This is a genomic window from Paenibacillus sp. J22R232 (genome assembly GCF_056269165.1).
In genome coordinates, this window is the sequence record NZ_JBWDNK010000001.1 from 1 (window position 1) to 22,657 (window position 22,657).

Annotated in this window: 22 protein-coding genes, 1 pseudogene and 1 riboswitch; of the genes and pseudogenes, 18 read left to right on the plus strand and 5 right to left on the minus strand. The window is 46.5% G+C overall.

The genetic code is table 11. The features are described 5' to 3' along the window. Window positions 1-445: 445 nt before the first annotated feature. The gene (locus tag AC0YN3_RS00005) at window positions 446-1,024 is read right to left on the minus strand and encodes a TetR/AcrR family transcriptional regulator (RefSeq protein WP_475773133.1); all 579 of its coding nucleotides are present in this window, start codon (window positions 1,022-1,024) and stop codon (window positions 446-448) included. Window positions 1,025-1,425: 401 nt separating this feature from the next. Here AC0YN3_RS00005 and AC0YN3_RS00010 point away from each other — a divergent pair, with 401 nt between their 5' ends. The 6 genes and pseudogenes from AC0YN3_RS00010 to AC0YN3_RS00035 form a co-directional block, all read left to right on the plus strand. Further along, a complete protein-coding gene (locus AC0YN3_RS00010; protein WP_475773134.1) occupies window positions 1,426-2,619 on the plus strand; it encodes an MFS transporter in 1,194 nt (397 codons plus the stop codon). A 124-nt stretch (window positions 2,620-2,743) separates the two neighbouring features. Continuing rightward, window positions 2,744-3,418, plus strand: a complete 675-nt coding sequence (locus AC0YN3_RS00015; protein WP_475773135.1) for a response regulator transcription factor — start codon at window positions 2,744-2,746, stop codon at window positions 3,416-3,418. After that, window positions 3,415-4,797: a sensor histidine kinase gene (locus AC0YN3_RS00020; RefSeq protein ID WP_475773136.1), complete on the plus strand. Its 1,383-nt coding sequence runs from the start codon at window positions 3,415-3,417 to the stop codon at window positions 4,795-4,797. Before AC0YN3_RS00015 ends, AC0YN3_RS00020 begins: the two co-directional genes overlap by 4 nt. A 260-nt stretch (window positions 4,798-5,057) precedes the next feature. Continuing rightward, complete coding sequence (locus tag AC0YN3_RS00025) at window positions 5,058-6,038, plus strand: alpha/beta hydrolase (RefSeq protein ID WP_475774242.1); 981 nt, start codon at window positions 5,058-5,060, stop codon at window positions 6,036-6,038. A 398-nt stretch (window positions 6,039-6,436) separates the two neighbouring features. After that, entirely contained in the window at window positions 6,437-6,727 is a 291-nt protein-coding gene (locus tag AC0YN3_RS00030) for a hypothetical protein (RefSeq protein WP_441943375.1), read from the plus strand. 134 nt (window positions 6,728-6,861) lie between these two features. Continuing rightward, window positions 6,862-6,981: pseudogene (locus AC0YN3_RS00035) on the plus strand (VOC family protein); the annotation flags it as partial. Between the two features lie 79 nt (window positions 6,982-7,060). On the opposite strand, the gene AC0YN3_RS00040 reads toward AC0YN3_RS00035, so the two are convergent. Next, window positions 7,061-7,540, minus strand: a complete 480-nt coding sequence (locus AC0YN3_RS00040) for a GAF domain-containing protein (RefSeq protein WP_475773137.1) — start codon at window positions 7,538-7,540, stop codon at window positions 7,061-7,063. Window positions 7,541-7,647: 107 nt separating this feature from the next. Continuing rightward, on the minus strand, window positions 7,648-8,130 hold the full coding sequence (locus tag AC0YN3_RS00045; RefSeq protein WP_475773138.1) for a MarR family winged helix-turn-helix transcriptional regulator: 483 nt from the start codon (window positions 8,128-8,130) through the stop codon (window positions 7,648-7,650). 211 nt (window positions 8,131-8,341) lie between these two features. Here AC0YN3_RS00045 and uvrA point away from each other — a divergent pair, with 211 nt between their 5' ends. After that, window positions 8,342-10,846 (plus strand): excinuclease ABC subunit UvrA, encoded by a 2,505-nt coding sequence (uvrA, locus tag AC0YN3_RS00050; protein ID WP_475773139.1) that lies wholly within the window; start codon window positions 8,342-8,344, stop codon window positions 10,844-10,846. 116 nt (window positions 10,847-10,962) lie between these two features. Continuing rightward, window positions 10,963-12,489, plus strand: coding sequence for an MDR family MFS transporter (locus tag AC0YN3_RS00055; protein ID WP_475773140.1), 1,527 nt, complete (start codon window positions 10,963-10,965; stop codon window positions 12,487-12,489). Window positions 12,490-12,705: 216 nt separating this feature from the next. On the opposite strand, the gene AC0YN3_RS00060 is transcribed toward AC0YN3_RS00055, so the two are convergent. After that, on the minus strand, window positions 12,706-13,806 hold the full coding sequence (locus AC0YN3_RS00060; protein WP_475773141.1) for a GIY-YIG nuclease family protein: 1,101 nt from the start codon (window positions 13,804-13,806) through the stop codon (window positions 12,706-12,708). 214 nt (window positions 13,807-14,020) lie between these two features. Here AC0YN3_RS00060 and AC0YN3_RS00065 point away from each other — a divergent pair, with 214 nt between their 5' ends. Then, complete coding sequence (locus AC0YN3_RS00065; protein ID WP_475773142.1) at window positions 14,021-14,449, plus strand: hypothetical protein; 429 nt, start codon at window positions 14,021-14,023, stop codon at window positions 14,447-14,449. Window positions 14,450-14,743: 294 nt separating this feature from the next. Then, a riboswitch (cyclic di-AMP (ydaO/yuaA leader) is annotated at window positions 14,744-14,903 on the plus strand. Between the two features lie 128 nt (window positions 14,904-15,031). Continuing rightward, window positions 15,032-16,849 carry an APC family permease gene (locus AC0YN3_RS00070; protein ID WP_475773143.1) on the plus strand — a complete coding sequence of 606 codons (1,818 nt, stop codon included), beginning with the start codon at window positions 15,032-15,034 and terminating at the stop codon, window positions 16,847-16,849. Window positions 16,850-16,899: 50 nt separating this feature from the next. On the opposite strand, the gene AC0YN3_RS00075 is transcribed toward AC0YN3_RS00070, so the two are convergent. Beyond that, on the minus strand, window positions 16,900-17,115 hold the full coding sequence (locus tag AC0YN3_RS00075) for a small, acid-soluble spore protein, alpha/beta type (protein WP_475773144.1): 216 nt from the start codon (window positions 17,113-17,115) through the stop codon (window positions 16,900-16,902). 112 nt (window positions 17,116-17,227) lie between these two features. Between AC0YN3_RS00075 and AC0YN3_RS00080 the strand changes: the two genes are divergently transcribed. The 8 genes from AC0YN3_RS00080 to AC0YN3_RS00115 all read left to right on the plus strand — a co-directional run bounded on the left by AC0YN3_RS00080 (window position 17,228) and on the right by AC0YN3_RS00115 (window position 22,639). Then, window positions 17,228-17,776 carry a GNAT family N-acetyltransferase gene (locus tag AC0YN3_RS00080; protein ID WP_475773145.1) on the plus strand — a complete coding sequence of 183 codons (549 nt, stop codon included), beginning with the start codon at window positions 17,228-17,230 and terminating at the stop codon, window positions 17,774-17,776. 114 nt (window positions 17,777-17,890) lie between these two features. Further along, window positions 17,891-18,613, plus strand: a complete 723-nt coding sequence (locus AC0YN3_RS00085) for an MORN repeat-containing protein (RefSeq protein WP_475773146.1) — start codon at window positions 17,891-17,893, stop codon at window positions 18,611-18,613. A gap of 161 nt (window positions 18,614-18,774) precedes the next feature. After that, the gene (locus AC0YN3_RS00090; protein WP_475773147.1) at window positions 18,775-19,026 is read left to right on the plus strand and encodes a hypothetical protein; all 252 of its coding nucleotides are present in this window, start codon (window positions 18,775-18,777) and stop codon (window positions 19,024-19,026) included. Between the two features lie 206 nt (window positions 19,027-19,232). Beyond that, window positions 19,233-19,850 (plus strand): cyclase family protein, encoded by a 618-nt coding sequence (locus AC0YN3_RS00095; protein WP_475773148.1) that lies wholly within the window; start codon window positions 19,233-19,235, stop codon window positions 19,848-19,850. A gap of 76 nt (window positions 19,851-19,926) precedes the next feature. Beyond that, complete coding sequence (locus AC0YN3_RS00100) at window positions 19,927-20,616, plus strand: metal-dependent hydrolase (RefSeq protein WP_475773149.1); 690 nt, start codon at window positions 19,927-19,929, stop codon at window positions 20,614-20,616. Between the two features lie 46 nt (window positions 20,617-20,662). Beyond that, on the plus strand, window positions 20,663-21,670 hold the full coding sequence (locus tag AC0YN3_RS00105; RefSeq protein WP_475773150.1) for a TolB family protein: 1,008 nt from the start codon (window positions 20,663-20,665) through the stop codon (window positions 21,668-21,670). Window positions 21,671-21,925: 255 nt separating this feature from the next. After that, window positions 21,926-22,186, plus strand: coding sequence for a hypothetical protein (locus AC0YN3_RS00110; RefSeq protein WP_475773151.1), 261 nt, complete (start codon window positions 21,926-21,928; stop codon window positions 22,184-22,186). A gap of 207 nt (window positions 22,187-22,393) precedes the next feature. Next, window positions 22,394-22,639, plus strand: a complete 246-nt coding sequence (locus AC0YN3_RS00115) for a hypothetical protein (RefSeq protein ID WP_475773152.1) — start codon at window positions 22,394-22,396, stop codon at window positions 22,637-22,639. Window positions 22,640-22,657 lie beyond the last annotated feature (18 nt).

The window sequence follows — 22,657 nt, forward strand, 5'->3', positions numbered from 1 at the left end:
TGGAGGATCAAAGTAAGTTCCATAAAGCCATGTAAATAGACCAAATAACAAGCTTGGCTACGTAATTTGATTATTTGGTTGACAGCACTCCGGAATTAAGGGGTCTAACCGTAAAGTGCAGCAGAATCACGTATATGAGCGAATAACCACCGAACCAGAGGCATTCTGTTGCAGAAACTGCAGCGAAGCAAGAGAGAGGTTACATAAGCGACGAGTAGAGTGTACAAAGTGCAGCGTAGCTTGGTCTCGCGTATGGTGGATAGTCTTGTGGCAGCCGCCGATCGATTAGGGCGTGAAACGTAGCTTTGACCTGTTTGCTGAATGAGGATAATCCTATATGACTGATAGAAACAGCGGTAGGCTTGGACGAGAAATATGTCCCAAGCCGTCGCTGCTTCTCTTTAGTTTGTTAGGCTCGCATGAACTGTTGTCATTGTCCCTGGTTTTACTTTAGCTTGATTCCATCAAATGCATTCTCTACCAGATGCTGCACGTAGGAATCGTCCAATGCCCCGCCTGTCACGAGTAAACGATAGAAGATCGGACCATAAATGAGATCGACGCCTAATTCAAGATCGAGATCTTTTTTCAATTCTCCGCGCTGGACCCCTTGTTCTAGTAGGCTCTTAGCCTCAAGCCGGCGTGGCTGGAAATACCTTGTCCGATAGGCTTCCGCCAATCCGGAATCAAACTGCCCCTCACCTAATAGCTCCCTAATGATCGTACCCTCGCGACTGGTCAAAAACCGAACTAAATTCGTGGCATGATTAACGATATCATTTCCTGCCGAACCTGTGTTAGGCACGGGCAACCTTGCCGCTGCGGCAGCTAGAAAACCGTCCATCACTACGGCAGCCTTATTCGGCCACCATTTATAAATCGTGGCTTTGCTTACCTTTGCGCGATCAGCAATTTTTTCAACGGTGACCGATCCAAAGCCATCTTCCAGCAATAATTCATAAGAAGCGGAAAGGATCGCATGTTGTGTTTCAACATTACGAGGTCGCCCTCTTTTAACCTCCACTTAAATCGCTCCTTTCAAATTCCCTATACATAAACTGTACGTATAGTATATCAAATGTGAAGAAGAACCTAAACCTAAAAACTAAAGCTAAAAACTAAAGCTAAAAGCTAAAAGCTAAAGCTAAAGATAAAAACGCCTATTTACAAAACGATACGTTCAGTATATTATTTAGACATAATTAATAAACGATACGTTTAGTATTTGTGAACGAAGAATGGAATGGACTTTATAGTTTCGTTTTCTTGTTCCCATTTGCGGATACGCCTTTGCTACAGAGCGCCGTCGCCGTCCATTCATCAGATGATTTTAAAAATAAAAGTCGAGGGGATGTTATAAAACAATACGTGACGTACGGACAACCGATTAAGCGTTATGCACTTACAAAACAAGGAGTGATTGTTATGAATGCACCAAACAAACAAACAATCGAAAAGAATATTCCGACATGGTTAACCGTTCTGCTTGCGACTGCATGTGGAATTATCGTAGCTAATCTGTATTATGCACAGCCATTGGTAGGCTTAATTAGCTCTTCAATCGGACTGTCTGCTGGCAGTGCCGGCTTGATCGTGACCTTGACCCAAATTGGATATGTCATTGGCTTGCTCTTTATCGTACCTTTAGGCGATCTTGTTGAAAACCGAAGGCTAGTGGTATTATCCTTACTTCTCACATCAATCGCCTTGGTTGTGACGGCCATGACAAAAAGTCCTGTGCTTTTTTTGGTGGCTTCCCTGTTTATCGGATTGGGTTCGGTCGCGGCACAAGTGCTCGTACCTTTCGCATCATACCTTGCATCAGCTTCCACGCGCGGCCGCGTCGTTGGAAATGTCATGAGCGGCTTGCTGCTTGGCATCATGCTCGCGCGACCGTTGTCTAGTTTGGTGGCTGATTTCTTTAGCTGGCCTATCATATTCGCTATATCAGCTGCAGCTATCATTGTGCTGGCGATCGTCCTTTCAAAAGTGCTGCCAGAAAGAAGGCCAACGTCAAATACAAGCTACGGAGCGCTGCTTAGCTCAATGTGGCATCTTCTGCGAACAACGCCGATCTTGCGTCGTCGTGCCATCTATCATGCTTGCGTGTTTGGAACCTTCAGCTTATTCTGGACAACGGTTCCATTATTATTATCTGGTCCCGTTTTTCATTTTTCTCAAAAAGCGATTGCTTTGTATGCACTTGTTGGAGTCGCGGGCGCGATAGCGGCGCCAGTGGCTGGCCGATTAGCTGACCGCGGCTGGACTAGATCCGCTACGGGAATAGCGCTTGGCATTGTTATCGTTTCCGTTCTGCTCCTGCTGGTCATACAATCAAATTCTCCCGTTGGCATAATCGTTTTAGTGGTATCAGCCATCCTGTTGGACGCGGGTGTATCAGCCAATCTTGTACTCGGACAACGAGCGATTTTTGCTCTCAGTCCGGAGATTCGCAGCAGATTGAACGGGCTATTCATGGCTATTTTCTTTTTTGGCGGCGCATTGGGATCCGCGGTGGGCGGATGGGCTTTCGCATGGGGAGGCTGGAGTGCAGCTTTAGGGATCGGCATCGTATTCCCTGTTATCGCGCTGCTTTATTTCTTTACGGAGAAGAAATGAAGCATTAAATCGTCGTTCTTTTCAGCTTCGGATGAGCTGTGCGGACCTTCCGCAATCATGAATGGGCTTTGTATAGTATAATGGTTATTACGATTTGGGATGGAAACAAGGAGTGAGGGAACGAATGCCTACTGTAATGGTTACCGATGACGACGCGAACATTCGCGAACTTGTCTGTTTGTTTTTACGCAACGACGGATTCGAAACGGTGGAGGCCGCGGATGGAAAGGAAGCACTTGCCATCTATGCCTCGACGCATGTTGATCTTGTCGTTCTGGATATTATGATGCCGATTATGGACGGCTGGACCTTATGCAAGGAACTCAGAAGGAGCAATCCGGATCTTCCGCTGCTCATGCTTACCGCGAGAGGCGAAACATGGGAGAAAGTAAAGGGGTTCCAGCTGGGGACGGATGATTATTTGACAAAGCCATTCGATCCGTTGGAATTGACGGCACGCGTTAGAGCATTGCTAAAACGTTACCGGATTGGCTCCACGCAGACAATTCGGTTAGGCAGCGTCGTTCTTGATCGGCAGGTTTATAAAGTAATGAGAGGGACGGAGTCGCTCACGCTGCCGCTTAAGGAGTTTGAATTGCTTTATAAGCTGGCTGGAACGCCTGGGCAAATCTATACGCGCGAGCAGCTGATCGATCAAATATGGGGGATCGATTACGCAGGCGACGACCGAACGATAGACGTACATATTAAGCGATTGCGAGAGCGGTTTGCGACAACGCCTGATTTTCATATCGAAACGGTTCGTGGGCTAGGCTACCGTCTAGAGGTGCAAGCGTGATCAAATCATTATATACACGTGTAGTCTTTATCTTTCTAGTCTCCGTGATCGGGGGAACGGTTCTCGCGTTTTTTGTGGCTACTTGGATATTTGAAGAAAAATTGAGCGAAAACTCTCAAATAGTGCTGCGTAATTTTGGGCATGATATTGTTCAGATCTACGAGACTCTTCCGCTGCGTGAAGCGGATGCGTTCGTAAGCGAAATGAAGATGCTCAATTCCTATTACATTCGAATTTACGAAGCAGACGGCCAATTCAAGTCTTATGGAGAGGTTAACGGACAGAAAATTGCTGCTATAACGAAGGAACAGATTAGGAAAGTCCTCCAGGGAGAAGTTGTTCAATATAATACGAGCGGTTTTGCTACCGTCCTCGTAGGCCTGCCTTTGAAAACGGAGCTCGGAACTAAAGCGATGTTTCTCGAGCCGCTGGCTCCGCCTTCAGCCTCTTTTGTCATAAAATGGGCATTGTATTTTGTAGGCTTTTCTTTAATTATCGGAAGTATATTTGTTCTGATTGCCTCCGTTTTTCTCGTAAGGCCGATCAAAAAACTGACCATCGCGACAAGACGGATAGCTGCTGGAGATTTCGACGTTAAGCTGAATATTAAGCAATCAGGCGAGCTAGGTACTTTGGCTCGCAGCTTCGAAGAAATGATGCATGATCTTCAGCAGCTGGAGCAAATGCGCAGAGAATTCGTAACGAACGTGTCGCATGAAGTACAGTCGCCGCTCACGTCGATATCCGGATATGCTATCGCGCTTAAGCAAGAGGATATCGCAGCTCAAGTGCGAACCCGTTATCTGGATATCATTATTACGGAAGCAGGTCGGATGTCCAAAATGAGCGATAGCCTGTTAAAGCTAAGCTTGTTAGAATCGCAGTCGCAGCAGATACAGTTAGCATCGCTCAGACTTGACGAGCAGATAAGACGCGTTATTGTGGCAATCCAGCCGCAATGGTCGGCGCGCAGCATCCATTTCGATCTCAAATTGAAGGCAGTTATGTTAACGGCTGATCATGATCAGCTCAATCAGGTATGGACTAACATACTCGGCAACAGCATCAAATTTTCCAAGGATGGCAGCACCATAACTGTCGACATGAAATCGGATACGAAAAACGTGACTGTTCGAATATCCGATACGGGAATTGGTATTTCCTTAGAGGATCAGAAGCGGATATTCGAGCGGTTTTTTAAGGCGGATCGTTCCCACAGCCGCAAATATGAAGGCAGCGGCATGGGACTTGCCATCGTGAAGCAGATCGTATCGCTTCAACAAGGGGATATCCGTGTCGAAAGCGATCCAGGGGTAGGAACAACCTTCATCGTGACGTTGCCGATCAAAACTTCGACAGCGTCATTTATTCTCAATTAGGAATGATAATTAGCTGTTTCTCAATTCCATAAATTTTCTTGGTTCAGTTGTTTCCTATTCTCCATGCTGCGGCAGCATATGCAACTTTCTTGCATATGAAGTCGCAGCATTTTTTTTTTGCCCGTTCATATTCCGTTCATATTGGCGTCACGGAGAGTACATTTTCGTCATGTAAGCTTTTCCTAGCGGCTCATTTTGGGAGCTGAATACAGAGAAGATGACAGGAGAAGATGCGAGTGAAATTACGAGAGGCAATGAAAATGGGGTCGGATGCAGCAACGGCTAGAAAACCAGCTAGCAAAATGAAAAAAATAGGTAAGATTATATTGAAATCGTTAGCCGTACTCGTTATTGTGGTCGTGGTTTTTATAGCTATTGTCTTTATTGTCAATAAGGTCAGCAGCAAATCGGAAAAAGGGAAAATTCAAGCTTATGGTCAGCTCGTACCCGTAGATGGGAAACAGATGAATGTTCTCATTCAAGGAGATGGCGACGAAACAATCGTGCTCCTGCCAGGCTATGGAACGGCAGCGCCTGCACTTGATTTTAAGCCATTAATTGAAGAGCTGTCACCGTATTACAAAGTTGTTGCAATAGAACCGTTTGGATATGGATTAAGTGACGGAACCACGAAAGAACGAACGACTGAAAATATTGTAAGCGAAATTCATGAAGCGCTGCAAAGCCTTCAGATTGACCGTTACATTCTAATGGGTCACTCTATTACTGGCATTTACGGGCTCGATTATGTCAATAAGTATCCGAACGAAGTGAGTGCTTTTGCCGGAATCGACAGCAGCGTTCCAACCCAAGGCGGAATGGATGTTGAATTTCCAACCGGAACGTTTAAACTGCTTAAACAATCCGGCTTCGGCAGATTGATGCTGAAATTCGGAGATGATCCCTATACAGGCCTTCCTTTTGACGAGGAGACTAAAGAACAGATGAGACTGCTCACTCTCAAAAACATGTATGAATCCACCACTTTGAATGAGATGGAACATATTTATTCTAATTTTGTAGCAGCAAGAAGTTTAACATTCCCCAATGAACTTCCGCTTGTCTTCTTTATACAAGAGAACAATACAGGCGTAGAGGGCTGGATACCGCTGCACGAAGAGCAAGTCAAAGATTCTGTGCATGGCAAAGTGATGACCTTTGAAGGAGGGCATTATTTGCATCATACAAGGTCCAAAGAAATCGTTGAAAGCTTTAGAACATTTATGGATGATGTCCGATAGACAAGAAGATGTTCCCAATTATTTTTCTCTATCTTGCTGCGGTATTGGTTTTTCATTTGTGATCGACCATTTCATGACCTCCGTATAAACGGCACCTGTTAGCCTAGCGCTAGCAGGTGCTATTTTAATGCGAACAGCCATCGGCCAAGAGGAAGTGTCACCGGTTGCTGCAGGGATGAAAATGGATAGGGAGCAAGCTGTGCTGTTTACGGCATCTCATGGAGCTAAGATTGACTACTTATGGCCCAATGCGGTTAAAATAGGTACACGGCAAATCCCTCGGTCCGTAATCCGCTCAAACCTTGCAGGCTTTTGCCTTGCGGGTCAAGCGTACAGGTCGTTACTCCTCTTGGTGAATACAATAAGGTGTATTCCAAATCAGGAAGGGGATAATTATTGTGAACCGTAATTATTACAATAATATGGGAAATGTAGGCGGCGTGAATGAAGCTGAATTTTGTCCCGATTGTCCAACGCAGACGATTTATGATCCTCCTATTACGCAATACGAGAATTATTATCACCCACAGCTTGTGAATGTCATTCAAAATATCGAAACGGTGAAGCAGCATCATTGCTGCCCAGTCTATCAGCATCAATATACGCATACGGAGAAAAACGTTATGGTTTCAAGCGCAAAACAAAAGAAACGCGCTAAAGTCTCTTCTAAAAAACGTTCGAATAAGTAGTCTTTCCATCAAGTACGGACCCGTAAGAAAGGATGCTTCGGAATGAAGCATACAACTTACGGGTCTTAAGCTTGCCTTCAAGAAAGTATGTAAGCATGTAACGGAGCAACGTAATGGAGCAGTGGTTAAAACGGTATAAAGACTTATCGCACAAGGGGATTACAGTCGGCGAGCTCGTACATATGCCAACAGGAAGAGTATTTAACTTTGCTGATAACGAAGGCAATTATTCGGCCGTCCTGGAAAAAAAGTAAAGCTAGAAATCTTATGAAAAACAGGCTGCCGGATATTCGGCAGCCTGTACTGTTCCCGTGCAGGACAATTGCCTACAAGCTATAAGTGAGTGCTCAATTGATTGACGAACAGCTCTAAGTAGTGCTGGTCCACTTCGTCAAACCGGTCCAATATCGGACTGTCAATATCGAGAACGCCAAATAACTCGCCGCGTACTATGATAGGTATGACAAGCTCCGATTGCGATGCGGAATCACATGCAATATGGCCTGGGAATAAATGAACATTCCCGACTCTGACGGTGGTTCTATCGCTTGCAGCTTTTCCGCAAACACCTCTCGATAAGGGAATACGGATACAGGCCGGTAATCCTTGGAATGGTCCTAGAACGAGTTCTCCATCGCGATAGAGATAAAAGCCTACCCAATTGATTTGATCCAAAAATTGATTAAGCAAAGCTGATGTATTGGACAGGTTCGCGATGATATCGGACTCGCCGGTTAGCAGTGCGTCCATTTGCTGAATGGCTAATTCGTAATTTTGCTCTCTTGAGCCTTTAACCGGTTTGGATTCAAACATATACAGACTCCTTCACTCATGCTCTAAGATGAAAGACGTTATCCCGAAGTCAATTGACGAGAGAGAGGAGCGTCTTTTTAGGATTTTTACATCGTACCGTGAGAAAGCTAGCTCCGTGTTTTGGTATGGAGTTGTTGGATTTGTTCTTCCAGAACCTCGCTTGCTCTGCCTAAAAACGTCGTGATGAGCTCCAGCTGTTCGTCCGTGTATAAGGCTGCCAGCTTCACCATTGAGGCATGCAGCGGCATATAGGTGTTTGTTATTTCTTCTTTTTGCTCATAAATAGGGACGATAATGACTTTGCGACGATCGCTCGGATCGTTTTGTCTGCGGACAAAGCCATTTTTCTCAAGACGGTCAATCAAAGAGGTGACGCTGCCTGTTGTAAGACCGGTAAGCTTTGATAATTCACCAGCGGTAATGGGCCCTTTCTCACGGAGAATATCCACGGACAAAAAATCATTATTATACAAGCCGATAGAAGCGGCAACGCTTTGCTGGTAAAGCACGGTCCGGCTTCCCAGGCTGCGCATGCCGAGCGTGAAGTTTTCTTGAAGCGCCGTTGGTTGATTCTGTTGCTTGCTTGACAAACGGCAACCCTCCTTTTAAGATTAAAGTATCTTGATAATCAAGATACTTTTTAAATCGAGATACTTGATGAGTGCGTGCAATATTATTTTATTTTAACGAAAATAGAACTTTTTTGCAAAAGGAATCAGGGACGAAGCATTGCAAGGGCAGCGATTGTTTGCGTGATTTCTTTTACCGTATGGATAAATGGGTAATGAGAGGGGATTTTTCGTGAAAGAATCAATCCGTATCAAAGGCGCGAGGGAGAATAATCTGAAGAATGTGTCGCTATCCATTCCGAAGTATAAGCTCGTCGTCCTGACTGGGCCATCAGGCTCAGGCAAATCGACGTTTGCAATGGATACGCTCCAAAGGGAATGCCATAGACAGTTTATGGAATCAATGGGCATGTCTTCGGATTCCATTCGAAAGCCAAAAGTAGAGTCCATCGAGGGGCTGTCACCGTCGATCAGCGTCGGACAGCATGTGACGAACCGCAATCCGCGATCTACGGTCGGGACGGTGACGGATGTTTATACGTATGTTCGTTTTATTTTTTCCAAATTAGGCGTGCGCAAATGTCCGTCCTGCAGCGGGAGCATCCTGCCTGTTTTTGAGCCGGTTGGCCTGCTGGCGGAGGATGACGAGGATATGCACCATCGAACGGTGAACTGCCCGCATTGCAAGAAAGAGCTGGAGCTTCTCGGCATGTCGCATTTTTCTTTCAATAAACCGGAAGGAGCTTGCGAAGCGTGCAGCGGCCTTGGGCATGTGGCAAGCATCAACGAAGCGGCGGTATTCAATCCAGACCTTAGCTTGCGCGATGGAGGAGTTGCTTCGCTAAACGGCGTGCACCGCGATATTCAAATCCGGATTCTGAATGCGGCAGGAAAGCATTACGGATGCGGGTTTGACCCAGACCAGCCCCTGAAGGAATACAGCGAGGTTCAGCGAGATATGCTCTATTACGGTGTTGAGAGCGAGGCATTCAAAGGGCATTACCCAGATGTAAAGCCCGTCCAAGGAACAAAGTTCGAAGGCGTTATTCCCGGTTTATGGCGGCGCTACAAGGAGAAGGAAGGGGAGGCTGGGTCGCAGGAGAAGGATGGCGGCTTCTTTCATGAGCAGCTTTGTCCAGCATGCCTTGGCGCGCGGTTAAAGAAAGAAAGCCGCTTCGTACAGGTGGCAGGCGCATCGATTACGGACGTATCGGAATGGTCACTCGGTGCTGTGCATGAATGGGCAATGGGGCTCGAAGCATCACTTCCTACGGAGGGCTTACATGTGCTCGAACCGATTCTCAATGATATGCCAATACGACTCAAGCGGCTAATAGACGTCGGACTTAGCTATCTGAGCATGAATCGGCAATCGGTAACGCTATCCGGGGGAGAAGCGCAAAGGCTTCGGCTTGCTTCGCTGCTTGGCTCAGGCTTGACCGGCGTATTGTATATTCTGGATGAGCCGACTACCGGACTTCATCCTCGGGATACGGCTGGTCTTATTCAGGTGCTGCAGCAGCTGCGCGATCTAGGCAATACCGTCCTCGTTATCGAGCATGATATCGAAATGATGCGGGCTGCCGACCATATTATCGATATTGGGCCGGGAGCAGGCGTAAACGGCGGAGCTGTCGTTGGAGAAGGCAGCTTGGAGGATTTGCTGTTAAACGAGTTTTCGGTGACGGGGGCGTTCTTGAGAGAAGAAGGAAAGCAGGCACCGCATCGCATCCGAAGGAAGGGCAACGGACAGCACATTGCCATTCGCGGAGCAAATGTTCGCAATGTAACGATTCCTGAAGTTTCATTTCCGCTTGGAGCATTGGTTTCCGTAACGGGAGTATCAGGATCTGGAAAGTCCACCTTGGTCTTCGATATTGTTGCAAAAGGAGGCCCGAGCAAATCCGATGAGCCGGGCTGCACAGCAATGACAGGTTTGGAGCACGTCGGCAATATCGTGATTTTTGACCAGGCACCGATGGGGAGAATGCAGCGCTCGAACGTTGCAACCTACACGGATGTATTTACGCATCTTCGCCAGTTGTTTGCCGGCTTGCCGGAGTCTAAGCAGAGAAAGCTGACCTCAAAGCATTTTTCATTCAATACGCCTGGCGGGCGATGCGAGACCTGTCAAGGATTAGGGGTCCTTTCCGTTGATATGAATTTCTTGCCTGACCTGGAGGTGAAATGCCATGATTGCAAGGGAAGAAGATTTACAGAAGAGGTTCTGCAGGTTAAATATGAAGGCTTCTCTATTTCGGACCTATTGAATCTATCCGTGCAGGAAAGCTTGCCAATCCTGAAGTCGGAGAAGAAGATGGCAACTCTCATTTCGATGTTATGCGAAGTAGGGCTTGGATATTTAAAATGGGGGCAATCTGTCAAAACCTTATCCGGAGGCGAGGGACAGCGGATTAGACTCGCGAAAGAACTGAATAAGACATCCAAGCTCCATACTCTTTATTTGCTGGATGAACCGACAACCGGACTCCACCCATCAGACATCAAACAGCTCCAAGCGCTGCTTGATAAGCTTGTCGACTCGGGAAACACGGTGGTCGTTGTCGAGCATAGCTTGGAAATCATTCGGGAGTCTGACTGGGTCATTGATATTGGGCCCGAAGGAGGAGCGGCTGGCGGTAGACTATTAGCAGCGGGAACGCCTGAGCAAGTCGCAGAGGCGCCCGACTCGTATACGGGCATTTTCTTAAAGCGAATATTGGCGGGAGGTCTTTAACCGTCGCTGATGAAATGAAATGCTGGCAGCATAGGATCGGAGTAGGGCAGAGCAGGTCTGAAGCGGCGTCGTGATCAGGGTAAAGCAAGGCAATGGAACGGCGAAGGAGAATCAGGATGATTGCAAAAAGAAATAATGTCAGCGTGATTATAGCGGCGCTGCTGCTAGCGACGCTTATGGCATCGATGGACAATACGATATTAGCTACAGCAATGGGTACAATCGTAGGGGATTTAGGCGGATTCGATAAACTGATGTGGGTGACCTCAGCATATATGATCGCAGAGATGGCAGGCATGCCGATATTCGGTAAACTATCGGATATGTACGGCCGTAAGCGATTTTTTATTTTCGGTATCCTCGTATTTATGATCGGCTCTGCATTGTGCGGCACGGCGGATTCCATCGTACAGCTGAGCATTTATCGGGCGATTCAGGGGATTGGCGGGGGAGCTCTCGTGCCGATCGCATTTACGATAATGTTCGATGTTGTGGCGCCGGAGAAACGAGGCAAGATTGGTGGATTATTCGGTGCCGCGTATGGAATCTCCAGCATTTTCGGACCGCTTATTGGCGCTTATATGGCGGATTATGTCCATTGGTCATGGATATTTTATATTAACTTGCCTGTAGGTATTATTGCATTCCTTTTAATAGCTGTTTTCTATAAGGAATCGGTGAAGCATGCCAAGCAACAGATTGATTTTCTTGGCGCGTTTGCGCTTGTTTCTTCCATTCTTTGCTTGATGTTCGCGCTTGAGCTTGGCGGCAAGGAATATGCTTGGGACTCTGCGCAGATTATAGGTTTGTTCTTCGCTTTTGCGGTTCTAATTATTGGTTTTGTTTTTATCGAACGCCATGCGAAAGAACCGATCATCACCTTCAGCATGTTTAGAAACCGTCTGTATTCAACGAGTAATATGATGGCTATATTCAGCGGCGCTGCTTTTATAACGGCTTCTGTCTACATTCCAATCTATATTCAAGGAGTTCTTGGCGGTTCAGCAACGAATTCTGGCCTTGTTCTGCTTCCAATGATGGTTGGCTCTGTTATAACGGCGGCGGGAGGCGGTATCCTGCTTTCCAAATTTACTTACCGCTCCATTATGATATCGACGTTAGTGCTGCTCGTTGCAGGAATTGCATGGCTTACTGCGCTAACTCCGAATTCTTCGCGGTTTATGGTTACTGTGTTTATGTTCTTGGTCGGGCTCGGGATAGGTTCTTCCTTCTCGGTGCTAAGCAATGCGGCAATTCACGGATTTACGGCAAGGCAGCGCGGCTCTGCAAGCTCGACGCTTAGCTTTACTCGGGAGCTCGGCATGACACTTGGCATCACGGTGTTCGGTATTATCCAAAGCCATATTTTCATGAAACAGTTGGCTTCTAAATTCAGCAGCGAAGGAACGGCAGGGGGAGTTATTGATTTAAGTGATCCGAGCAAAATCTTGACTCCAGAAACACGGGACAATATTCCAGCGCCTGTGCTAGATCAAATAACAGATGCTTTGTCTTTATCTCTCACTCAAACGTTCGCCTGGGCCATTATACCTTCGGTTATCGCACTCATAGCAGCTTTCGCCATGAGCAAAGAAAAGTTTGATCCAGCAAGCGAGAACGAGGAATATTCTGGCTCACATTAATTCACAATCTAGTTATGCGTGTACACATCTAAAGCAGCCCAATGCGGCTGCTTTTTTTGATGTTTTAACGATTTGGAGATAATCGGTGCAGGAAGGAGAACAGAAGATGAACAAAGCAAAAAGTTTATTTATGCTGTTTTTTATAGCTGCACCTGAGGGTAAATAACCAACAAGCTGTAAACCTCGTCGGAAGCTCTACGGCTGTCGCAAAGGTAGTTACGATAAAACGGCTTGCTTGCTATTCGTTGGCAAATGTTCGATGCGGTATTCATAGTTATGCTTGCATAGCTGCAGCAGATCATGCTTTAATCCTCGTTTGGGCTCGGTGATGAGGAGCGGGGCCCGGCGTTTTGCTTTGAAAAACTGTTGAACCTTCTTCCGGTCGGTCAGCCTGCTCACGATCAGCTCATCTGGCATTCCATTCGCGTATTTGGTCATTAGAAACTGGTCACAGGCATCTTCCGAGCATGGTTCAAGCTTGAACAGCTGGAAATCGGTTAGCATGCCAGCCTGCACCTTCGCGACCATCGCGTGCAAGGGTCCGAAGTAAATGACATCCTGATCAATGAAGGCTTCCCGGTCAACGATTTGCTTATCGGAAGCTTGCTCCAGATTTCTGATGCTGACTAGCATTTGCTGCGCTTTCTCGAATTCCATTCGGGAGGCATATTCGTCCATTTTTTGATATAGCGTTTGAATTAGCGCCTTGCCGCTATGAGCAAGCAGCGTCGAGGCTTGGTCCACATTGCTCATGTATTCCTGCTTTGAAATTTTACCCTCGCATACGCCGCTGCATTTTCCGATATGAAAGAGCAAGCATACTTTTTTGGGCATTGTTTTGCAGGTGCGAAGGCCGTAATGCCCGGTTACGAATTCAAGCAGCGCATCCCGGAATCCCGCATTTTTGAATGGTCCGAGTCGCTGCGGTGCTGCATGCTTAAGGTGATGCACATGGCCGGTACGGTTGCGGTAATAGACGTCTAGCCTTGGAAGCGGATCAGCCGTAAGCTGCAAGTAGGCATAACCGCTATTATCCTTTTTTAATGCTCTATTGAATGGCGGCTTATGCTTTTTAATTAAATTATTTTCTAGCAATAGGCTCTCCGCCTCATTATTGACGAGAACAACCTCGATCGATGCAATCTCCTGTACAAGCTGGACGATTTTTTTATGGGTATGCTTTTTCGAAAAATAAGAGCGAAGCCGGCTTTTCAGGTTTTTGGATTTGCCGATATATATAATCCGGCCATTCTCATTTTTCATGAGATAGCAGCCAGGACCCGAAGGATAATCGGCAGCTTTGAACGGAAAGGACATGCAGCATCCTCCTCCTTATAGATTCTCTTCCGGCATAATTCGACATCATTGCACCGTGTTCCTTGTTTTTAAGAGAGTTGCCAATTGATAGGATATAGCAGGGTTACTCATAATCATAAAAGTATATTGAAAAGTGGATAGAGTCCGTAGACCTGTGCCATTAGTCGTGATAGAATATATTGGAATAACAGAGATAAAAAAGGGGATTACAAAAATGAAGAAACAACTTGCCTCGGTCTTCATCAGCATCATTCTACTCTTTTCTTTATCAACACAGCCGCTGCTTGCCGCAGCCGCCAAGACGATCAAGATAAAGGTAACGTTTGTCAGCGCTGAGCTGATCGAGAAAAACAGTGTCGGAAATGAATGGTGGAGCGGAGCAACGATAAACGGGAAAGAAGTGAAGGAGGGCGAGACGCTGGTCCTCAATCTTAAGGCGTCCGATCTCATTAAGCTGCGGGCAGAAGCACAGGAACAGGATAAATACCCAGACGACGGTGCCACGGACGCAAGCGTTAAAGTATCGGCAATCGGTACAAAAGCGGTGAATAAGACGCTAGAAGTTTCGGTTGTAGAAAACCGGGGAAGATTTTCAGGGAATGTTGCGAAGTGGGAGTTTCATTTTAAAATTCAAAAGGGTTAATGGAAAAGCAGCCTCGATGGCTGCTTTTTTTTTGTAGTGCTCTAAAAGGAACCCGATTTGAAACTATGCAGTCGTTCCATCAGCGGCGCAATGCATAACCCGCGCCGCTTGATTGTCATAAAGCGAAGATAACAAGAGCATAACCGTGATACGGAAAGGTTCATGATGATGTAAGCGGTTAAATGAATGCGCGGTATTCCAATTTAAATTAATTTAGCCATTTATGCTCGTTTACAATGGCTTTCCAGAGGAGTAAGATTCAGAGCGTGATCATTGCAAACGATTGATTGCTACAATCCTTAATCGCTGAATTCTGAAAAAGAATCGGGGGAACCAAAGAGCGGGATCCAATTGGTCCGTGCTCAGGGGTGAATCGGTTGGTGTACTCCAACCGTAGGGCGACTTTTGCGCCCGAATCCGTCAGCTAACCTCGTAAGCGTCCAAGAGAGGAACTTAACGCCAGCCTACCCATTTTTTTTGGAAAGCTGCGGGAGAGTCCTTACTTTCCTGCGGCTTTTTTTTGTTGCCGTTAAACGAGGAAGCAAGCAATTAACACCTAAGGTTAAGGAATGGGGAGTCAACATGGTTAGCAGGTTCAAACGGATTCTGATCGGGCGTCCGATGAAAAGCTCGGAAATCGAAGGGGAGAAGCTTAGCAAGCTGAAGGCGCTCGCGGTCCTTTCTTCCGATGCACTATCATCTGTTGCATATGGAACAGAACAAATATTGTTAGTATTGATGGTTGCCGGATTTGCGGCGGTGTGGTATTCGATTCCCATATCGATAGCAGTATTAGGACTTTTGCTGGTGCTTATTTTATCGTATCGGCAAACGATATTCTCGTACCCGGCCGGCGGAGGGGCATACATCGTAGCGAAGGACAATCTCGGCGTTTCTACGGGCTTGCTGGCAGGGGGCTCGCTCCTCGTGGATTATATCCTGACGGTTGCGGTCAGCACGTCTGCCGGAACGGACGCGATCACTTCAGCTTTTCCGTCGCTGCATGACCACCGGGTTGCCATCGCATTAGTCATGATTGTTTTACTGACGATCATTAACCTCAGGGGAATTACAGAGTCGGCCTCCGTGCTTGCCATGCCGGTATACCTGTTTGTTATTGCCATCTTTATACTTATCATTTCAGGTGTTGTTAAGTTTATGGCTGGCGGCGCGCATGCAGCCGTTCCAGAGCTTGGCGCAACGGTATCGAACATCAGCTTGTTTTTGTTATTGAAGGCTTTCAGCTCCGGCTGTTCTGCTTTAACAGGCGTTGAGGCGATGTCTAATGCGATACCGAATTTCAAGCAACCGGCCGAGCGCAATGCAGCAAAGACGCTGATCATGATGGGAACGATTCTAGGCGCGATGTTTATCGGCATTAGCTTGCTGGCTTATTGGTACGGCATTATGCCCAATGAGAAAGAAACGGTCGTATCGCAAATCGCGAATGCAACATTCGGAAGAGGCGTTATCTACTACGTCATTCAGGGGGTAACCGCACTCATTCTATTTTTGGCTGCGAATACGGCCTATGCGGCTTTCCCGCTGCTTGCCTTCATGCTGGCGAAAGATAAATACATGCCGAACATGTTTATGGCACGGGGCGACCGGCTTGGGTTCTCGAACGGAATCATTATATTGGGCGTATTATCCGCGTTGCTCGTTATTGCCTTCCATGGCAACACAGAAAATTTAATCCCGCTATACGCGGTTGGCGTATTTATTCCTTTTACGCTTTCTCAGCTTGGAATGATGGTGCGTTGGTGGAAGCTGAAACCTTCTGGCTGGAAGATGCGTCTTATCATAAACACGATCGGTATGCTCACCACGCTTGCCATAACGCTTATATTCATATTTACGAAGTTCAGCCATGTATGGATGGTCTTTATTTTCCTTCCGCTGGTTATCATGTTGTTTTATGGCATTCATCGCCATTACATGAATATGGCGAATGAGCTGCGGATCAATATGAGCGAAGATAAGCCTGTCATCAAAGGGAGCACGATTGTTGTGCCAATCGCCGGAATCACGCGCGTCGTCAATCATTCGCTGAGTTATGCGAAGTCATTGACGGACAACGTAGTCGCTGTCTATGTCGGGTTCGACGACGAGGATATTGAGCGGATGGAGAAAAAATGGGAGGAGTGGAATCCTGGAGTACGGCTCATCGTACTCCGTTCGAGCTATCGGAGCATCATTCGTCCGCTCATGAGGTTTATTGATACGATCGAGTGGAAAACGTCCGAAACGGATCATATCACGGTTCTTATCCCGCAGTTTATTACAAAGCATTGGTGGCATTACTTTTTGCACAACCAAACGAGCTTAATGCTGCGTGCCTATCTGTATGCCCAGAAGGATGTCGTTATCGCAACGGTACCGTACCATTTAAGGAAGTAGGCGCAGAAAGAAAAGCCCTCCAGTGCTTGGAGGGCTTTTCGGAGGCTGATTTAGAAGTTGCGTTGGCCCAGTTGCTGCTCCGCAATTTGAACAAGTTTTTTCGTAATGTAACCACCGATTGAACCTGCATCGCGTGTAGACAGATTACCGTTGTAACCGTCTTGCGAGAAAGCTACGCCAAGTTGCTGTGCGGCTTCTGTTTTCAATTGCTCAATCGCGCCTCTTGCTTGCGGTACAACCAATGTATTCGAACTTCTTCTGCTCATTACAATCACTCCTTCATGGGATGTAAGGTTATTATGTGTGAGTTTTGTAAATCTATACAGGAAAGAGGACAGAATTTTCAAAATAATTCAGAAAGCGGAGGAGATCGAGATAATGAACGGGAACCGAGTTAATCTTCGGCTAATGGCCGACAAGGATTCGGAACAATTACATGCAATGAGACAGCGGAATTTTCATTTTTTCAAACCCTTCGAGCCGATCCGGCCGGATGAATATTTCACGCTGGAAGAGCAGCGGCGGATTATCGAAGCAGGCATCAAGGGAGCAGAAGAGGACAGGAATTATGTGTTTGGCGTATATGAAAGGCAGTCAGGCTCGTTAATCGGGCGAATCGAGCTTTCCGGCGTTGCCCGCGGCCCTTTTCAGAATGCCAGTCTAGGTTATTTCATGGACGAAGCACATAACGGCAAGGGATATATGACCGAAGCGGTTCGTTCCGTGTTGCAATATGCATGCTCCGAATTAGCCCTGCACCGTATCCAAGCTGGCGTAATGCCGCGAAATCTGGCGTCTGTCCGCGTTCTGGAGAAAGCTGGCTTCCGGTATGAAGGGCTGGCGAAACGCTACTTAAAGATTAATGGCGAATGGGAAGATCACGCATTGTATGCTATAACGTCAGAGGAAATAGGTCTGCTTCCGTAATAACGAATAAAATAAACCCTAAATATGTTTTAAGGCCTGTTTCGGAATTGCATACCGTGTTTATTATCCTAATAGAATGAAACTATATAACTAGATAAGGGGAAGTGATGGACGATGAAGAAAACGGTCATGATGTTGTTCAGCTTTGCATTGGTATTTGTGTTAACGGCGGGCGGAGGTGCTTCAAAGGCTGAAGCGGGAGCCCAAAAAGAGTTCTTGCAAATTTCCAAATACGAAAATTATTACGGTCAATTAAAAGACGGGAAACCGCATGGGAAGGGTACAATGACATGGTACTCCACCAAATCGTATTCCGGTGATTGGGTTAACGGCAAACGTACCGGCACGGGTACATACGTGAACAAGTACAAGGAAGATAGCAAGGATATTGTTATTACATATAATGGTGAGTGGAAAAACGATATTAAAGTAGGGAATGGCTCTTTAAATACGAAAATTACCGATTATAACGGCGTGGTTGAATATCATAAAATCCAGTTCGGCACGTTTGCCAATGATGTCTTTGCCGCCGGCTATTCCGTTGCGCATACGAAGGCGGATCCTAGCTACAGCTACAACTACAAAGACGCAAAGCTGAACCTGCAAATTACTGGCACGAACGTTAATATGAAGGATGCTTGGAAAACGGGGAAATTCCCTTTAATCCAATACAAAAAGGGCAACGTAATGAAGCATTACTCCGTTGCTTTTAACGAAAATCCTTCATTAATCAAGCAGAACAAAGCAACGCTTGCGTACCTGAAAAATCTTCAAGCGCAGATCAACCCGCACTTAGTGAAATTTGAAGCTTTGTCTAAGCGTGTTCCTTTAGCTTAAACGGCAAGGCAAAACGGCAAGCTTGGACATTCCAATGCTTGCCGTTTTTAATTTCCGTTTGCTGACCGGTACCATAGAAATATGGTACTAGGTGGGAACAATGGTCTTGTGTATAGTTGATCTAAAGAGACGACTATGGGCTGCAGGAGGGACTGAAGACGATGACAAGAAGCGTGATGATGCAGAGGGCTGCGATTTTGAGGCAGCATGAGCACTATGCCTATCAAGCCGCATATTACTTGCTCGAAGACGAGGATCTCGCCTCTGAAGCCGCGTCAGTCGCGCTGGCCGATCTCCTTTATGACGAAGCGTTTTTCGCGAGCGAGTTCGAGCATCGCAAGCAGTTAATGAAACGCAAAGTGATCCAAACCTCGCTTTCCACTAAAGCATCCTTATTGCGGCAAGCGCTCTAAGCCTTAGGTAACTATCTCCGCAGTCTATCCGTTAAACTCCACAATTGCCTCTATCCGCACGTACAGCCTTATGCTGGTAATGTCCGTGTGCTCTTGCGTCACTCCATGTTTTTCTAGGAAGTACAGATATGTTATAGTTTTCAAGAAAGGCCTGAAGGCAACGTTAGCAGTGATGAATGAGCAATTGAGAAAGGAGCTGCGGCAATTTGGTTATTGATTTAACCCATTTGGTGATGACCGGAATGCCTGTATACCCTGGAGATGACGAAACGAGCATCATCCATACGCAGCAATTCGGCGTGGACGGCTTCAACAATCATCAGTTGTCCATCAATATGCATGCGGGTACCCACATCGATGGACCTATGCATTTGCTGGATGTGCAGCAGTACATAAGTGACATTCCGATCACTTCATTCGTTGGGGAAGGTATATTGCTTGATACGAGCGGAACAGACCTTGTCACTTACAAGGAAGAGTACGAAGCTATCATTCAGGAGGGGCAAATCGTGCTTGTGCACACGGGGCATGGCAAGCGATATGGACAGACTGCCTATTTTGAGGACTATCCGACATTGTCCTTGGCGTTTGTTGATCTGCTCATTCGCAAAAAAGTGAAAATGCTCGGTTTGGATACGCCTTCACCAGATAAATTTCCATACGAATGCCATCAGGCTTTGTTCGGCAGTCAAATACCAATCATTGAAAACCTAGCTCATGTAGACCGTTTAATTGGCGTTAAGGCTTTTGAGATCATTGCGCTTCCGCTGCGAATTCAAGCAGATTCTTCCGTAGCCCGCGTTATTGCGATCGTGCGGCCTTAAGTTTCTTTGAACTCCTTTTCGAATCATGCGATTAACGATCAGTTAGACAATTTAACAAGTGGAGGCTGAGTGCGCAATGGAATTGATTTATCATGGACATTCTTGTATTCAAATGGTTGATGGCGACAAATCGCTTGTGATTGATCCCTTTCTGAGAGGCAATCCGCTTGCAGTGACCAAGCCGGAGGAAATTAAGACCGATGCCGTACTTCTGACGCACGCGCATATGGATCATATACTGGATGCTGATCTTATCGCCAAAAGCAATGATGCGCCCGTGGTTGCGATTGCCGAGCTTGCAGCTTACATGTCCTGGAAAGGCGTAAAAACAATCGACATGAATATTGGCGGCACGGTAGATCTTGGATTTGCCAAGGCGAAAATGGTGCAAGCGTTTCATTCCTCCGGGATCGTGTTATCCGAGGAGAAAACGGTTATTTACGGAGGCATGCCTGCGGGCTATATCGTTAATATGGCGGGTTTAACCGTTCTCCACGCAGGTGACACCGCATTGTTCGGCGATATGAAAATGATCGGGGAAAGACATGCGATTGACATCGCTTTTTTGCCTATTGGCGATCACTACACGATGGGGATTGAAGATGCGCTTCTGGCTGCCGAATGGTACAATGCTAAGCTCGTCATCCCCGTGCACTATAACACCTTCCCGGTTATCCAGCAGGAAGCAGAGCATTACGTACAGCTTCTGGAAAGCAAAGGGATTAAGGGATTGGTATTAAAGCCCGGTGAAACGGCAACGGTGTAAGCGCGTACAGAGGATGCGGGGCATAGGGGAGATCGGATGAATAAATATGTCACTTATATTCGGTACGATGTTAATGGGACTTGGCAATCTTCCGGTAGCCATTATGCGTTATAACCAACACAAAAAAAGCAGAGAGCATGAATCGTATAATCTTGGCGGAAAGGAAGATGCTGGAATGAATAAACAAGAAACGGCAGGCCATTCAGAGGAAAAGCAACCCTTGTACAGCGTATTGGAAATCGTAGATACGCAAACAGGCGAGCGTAAAACGCTGGCGGAGTTCGATTTTTTGATCGAAGCGCCGAATTGGACGCCAGACCATAAGTATTTGATATACAACAGCAAAGGACAGCTGTATCGGTTTGAGCTTGAGACGCTGGAGAGTACCCGCATCGAGTCGGGCTATGCCGTCCAGTGCAATAATGATCATGTACTATCTCCGGATGGATCGAGACTGGCGATTAGCCATCATACGCAGGAGGACGGGCGTTCACGCATTTATATCATTCCGATTGAAGGCGGTCATCCTGAATTGGTAACGGCACTTGCGCCTAGCTATCTGCATGGCTGGTCGCCAGATGGAATGACGCTGTCTTATTGCGCGGAACGCAGCGGCGATTATAATATTTATACGATTCCCGCAGCCGGAGGGACAGAGACACGGTTAACGGATACGCTCGGTCTCGATGACGGACCAGAATATTCACCTGATGGCCGCCATATATGGTTCAATTCCACAAGAACCGGCTTCATGCAGGTTTGGCGGATGAACGCGGACGGCAGCGATCAGACGCAAATGACTTTCGATGAGAGCAACAATTGGTTCCCGCATGTTTCGCCTGACGGACTTTCTGTCGCGTTTTTGACCTATCGGAAAGGGGATGTCGCACCGAATGACCATCCCGCTAACAAAGAGGTTGAAATCCGAATCATGCCGGTCAGCGGCGGCGAAGAGAGAACGTTGGTGAAGCTTTTTGGAGGCCAAGGAACCATTAATGTTAACTCCTGGTCGCCAGACAGCCGACACATAGCCTTCGTCAGCTATCGGATTTAATTTTAGCAGCCGTTTTGTCGAAAAAAATGATGAAATGCGAATGATCCGACAGATGTCCTCATCACCTACTGCCGAATTGAAACTATCGACTCAGAATATATGATTGAAGCAGCCTGTTCCATTCCGCAATATGCGTGAAGGAACGGGCTTTTTGTTGGTAAATAAGTGTGTTTCGACTTCGCGCTTCGACAACGTTTTGGCATGGGCAGGGCTATACTAAACAGGTACTATTTCATTGACAGCGGAGGGTTGCTCATGATTAATTCAAATCTTAGAAAAAGAATTGTGTGGTTCATTAACAGCGAGATTGAGCGCGTATTAATGAATCTGAAAACGGGGGCAGTAAACAAAGAAAATGCTTTGGGCAGCTTCAACACCCTATATCAGATCGCCTCGTCGACGAGAGATGCTGACTCGATGGTTAGCTTGTGCGAAATTATCGAGAAGGTTAGAGATTCCAATCATCGAACGGGCTTATTTCATTTTACGGAATACCGGAAGGAATCGTTTTATTGATTAATTTTCATAGGCAGTTTCAAAGAAAGAGACCGAATAGGTCTTTTTTTTTTGCTTTTTGCAGGGGTAAGAACGGATAGGAATAGGCAAAAGCGGCAAATAAAAGAGAGGCACCCTCGAAAAGGCAACCTCTCTATTTGAACGTTCAAAAATCCGTTATTTCATTTTTTTCTTTTTAGCTTTGGAAATATAAGATTTACCGCTTTTATGACGTTTATGGGAACGGTTAGAGTTGTTGCTGTCCTGTTCGGAAGCGACTTCATCCTGATAGCAGTACTGATAAAGGTGTTTCTCGCAAGGTACGCAATGATGGCGTGTTACGACGTTGATTTGATGGACGACCTCTACGATTTGCGGGTGGAAAACGTCATTAACGACGGTGACAGGAGGATCGTACACCCGTACTGTAGGGCAAAAGGGTTGGCAAGACATGTTGTTCAGCTCCTCTTCTAGTAGTCTTCTATACAATAT

Coding starts and splice junctions, on each gene's coding strand:
- AC0YN3_RS00010 (WP_475773134.1), top strand. CDS start 1,426: ATGAATGCACCAAACAAACAAACAATCGAAAAGAATATTCCGACATGG.
- AC0YN3_RS00015 (WP_475773135.1), top strand. CDS start 2,744: ATGCCTACTGTAATGGTTACCGATGACGACGCGAACATTCGCGAACTT.
- AC0YN3_RS00025 (WP_475774242.1), top strand. CDS start 5,058: ATGGGGTCGGATGCAGCAACGGCTAGAAAACCAGCTAGCAAAATGAAA.
- AC0YN3_RS00040 (WP_475773137.1), bottom strand. CDS start 7,540: ATGTTTGAATCCAAACCGGTTAAAGGCTCAAGAGAGCAAAATTACGAA.
- AC0YN3_RS00055 (WP_475773140.1), top strand. CDS start 10,963: ATGATTGCAAAAAGAAATAATGTCAGCGTGATTATAGCGGCGCTGCTG.
- AC0YN3_RS00060 (WP_475773141.1), bottom strand. CDS start 13,806: ATGTCCTTTCCGTTCAAAGCTGCCGATTATCCTTCGGGTCCTGGCTGC.
- AC0YN3_RS00065 (WP_475773142.1), top strand. CDS start 14,021: ATGAAGAAACAACTTGCCTCGGTCTTCATCAGCATCATTCTACTCTTT.
- AC0YN3_RS00070 (WP_475773143.1), top strand. CDS start 15,032: ATGGTTAGCAGGTTCAAACGGATTCTGATCGGGCGTCCGATGAAAAGC.
- AC0YN3_RS00075 (WP_475773144.1), bottom strand. CDS start 17,115: ATGAGCAGAAGAAGTTCGAATACATTGGTTGTACCGCAAGCAAGAGGC.
- AC0YN3_RS00080 (WP_475773145.1), top strand. CDS start 17,228: ATGAACGGGAACCGAGTTAATCTTCGGCTAATGGCCGACAAGGATTCG.
- AC0YN3_RS00085 (WP_475773146.1), top strand. CDS start 17,891: ATGAAGAAAACGGTCATGATGTTGTTCAGCTTTGCATTGGTATTTGTG.
- AC0YN3_RS00090 (WP_475773147.1), top strand. CDS start 18,775: ATGACAAGAAGCGTGATGATGCAGAGGGCTGCGATTTTGAGGCAGCAT.
- AC0YN3_RS00100 (WP_475773149.1), top strand. CDS start 19,927: ATGGAATTGATTTATCATGGACATTCTTGTATTCAAATGGTTGATGGC.
- AC0YN3_RS00105 (WP_475773150.1), top strand. CDS start 20,663: ATGTCACTTATATTCGGTACGATGTTAATGGGACTTGGCAATCTTCCG.
- AC0YN3_RS00110 (WP_475773151.1), top strand. CDS start 21,926: ATGATTAATTCAAATCTTAGAAAAAGAATTGTGTGGTTCATTAACAGC.
- AC0YN3_RS00115 (WP_475773152.1), top strand. CDS start 22,394: ATGACGTTTATGGGAACGGTTAGAGTTGTTGCTGTCCTGTTCGGAAGC.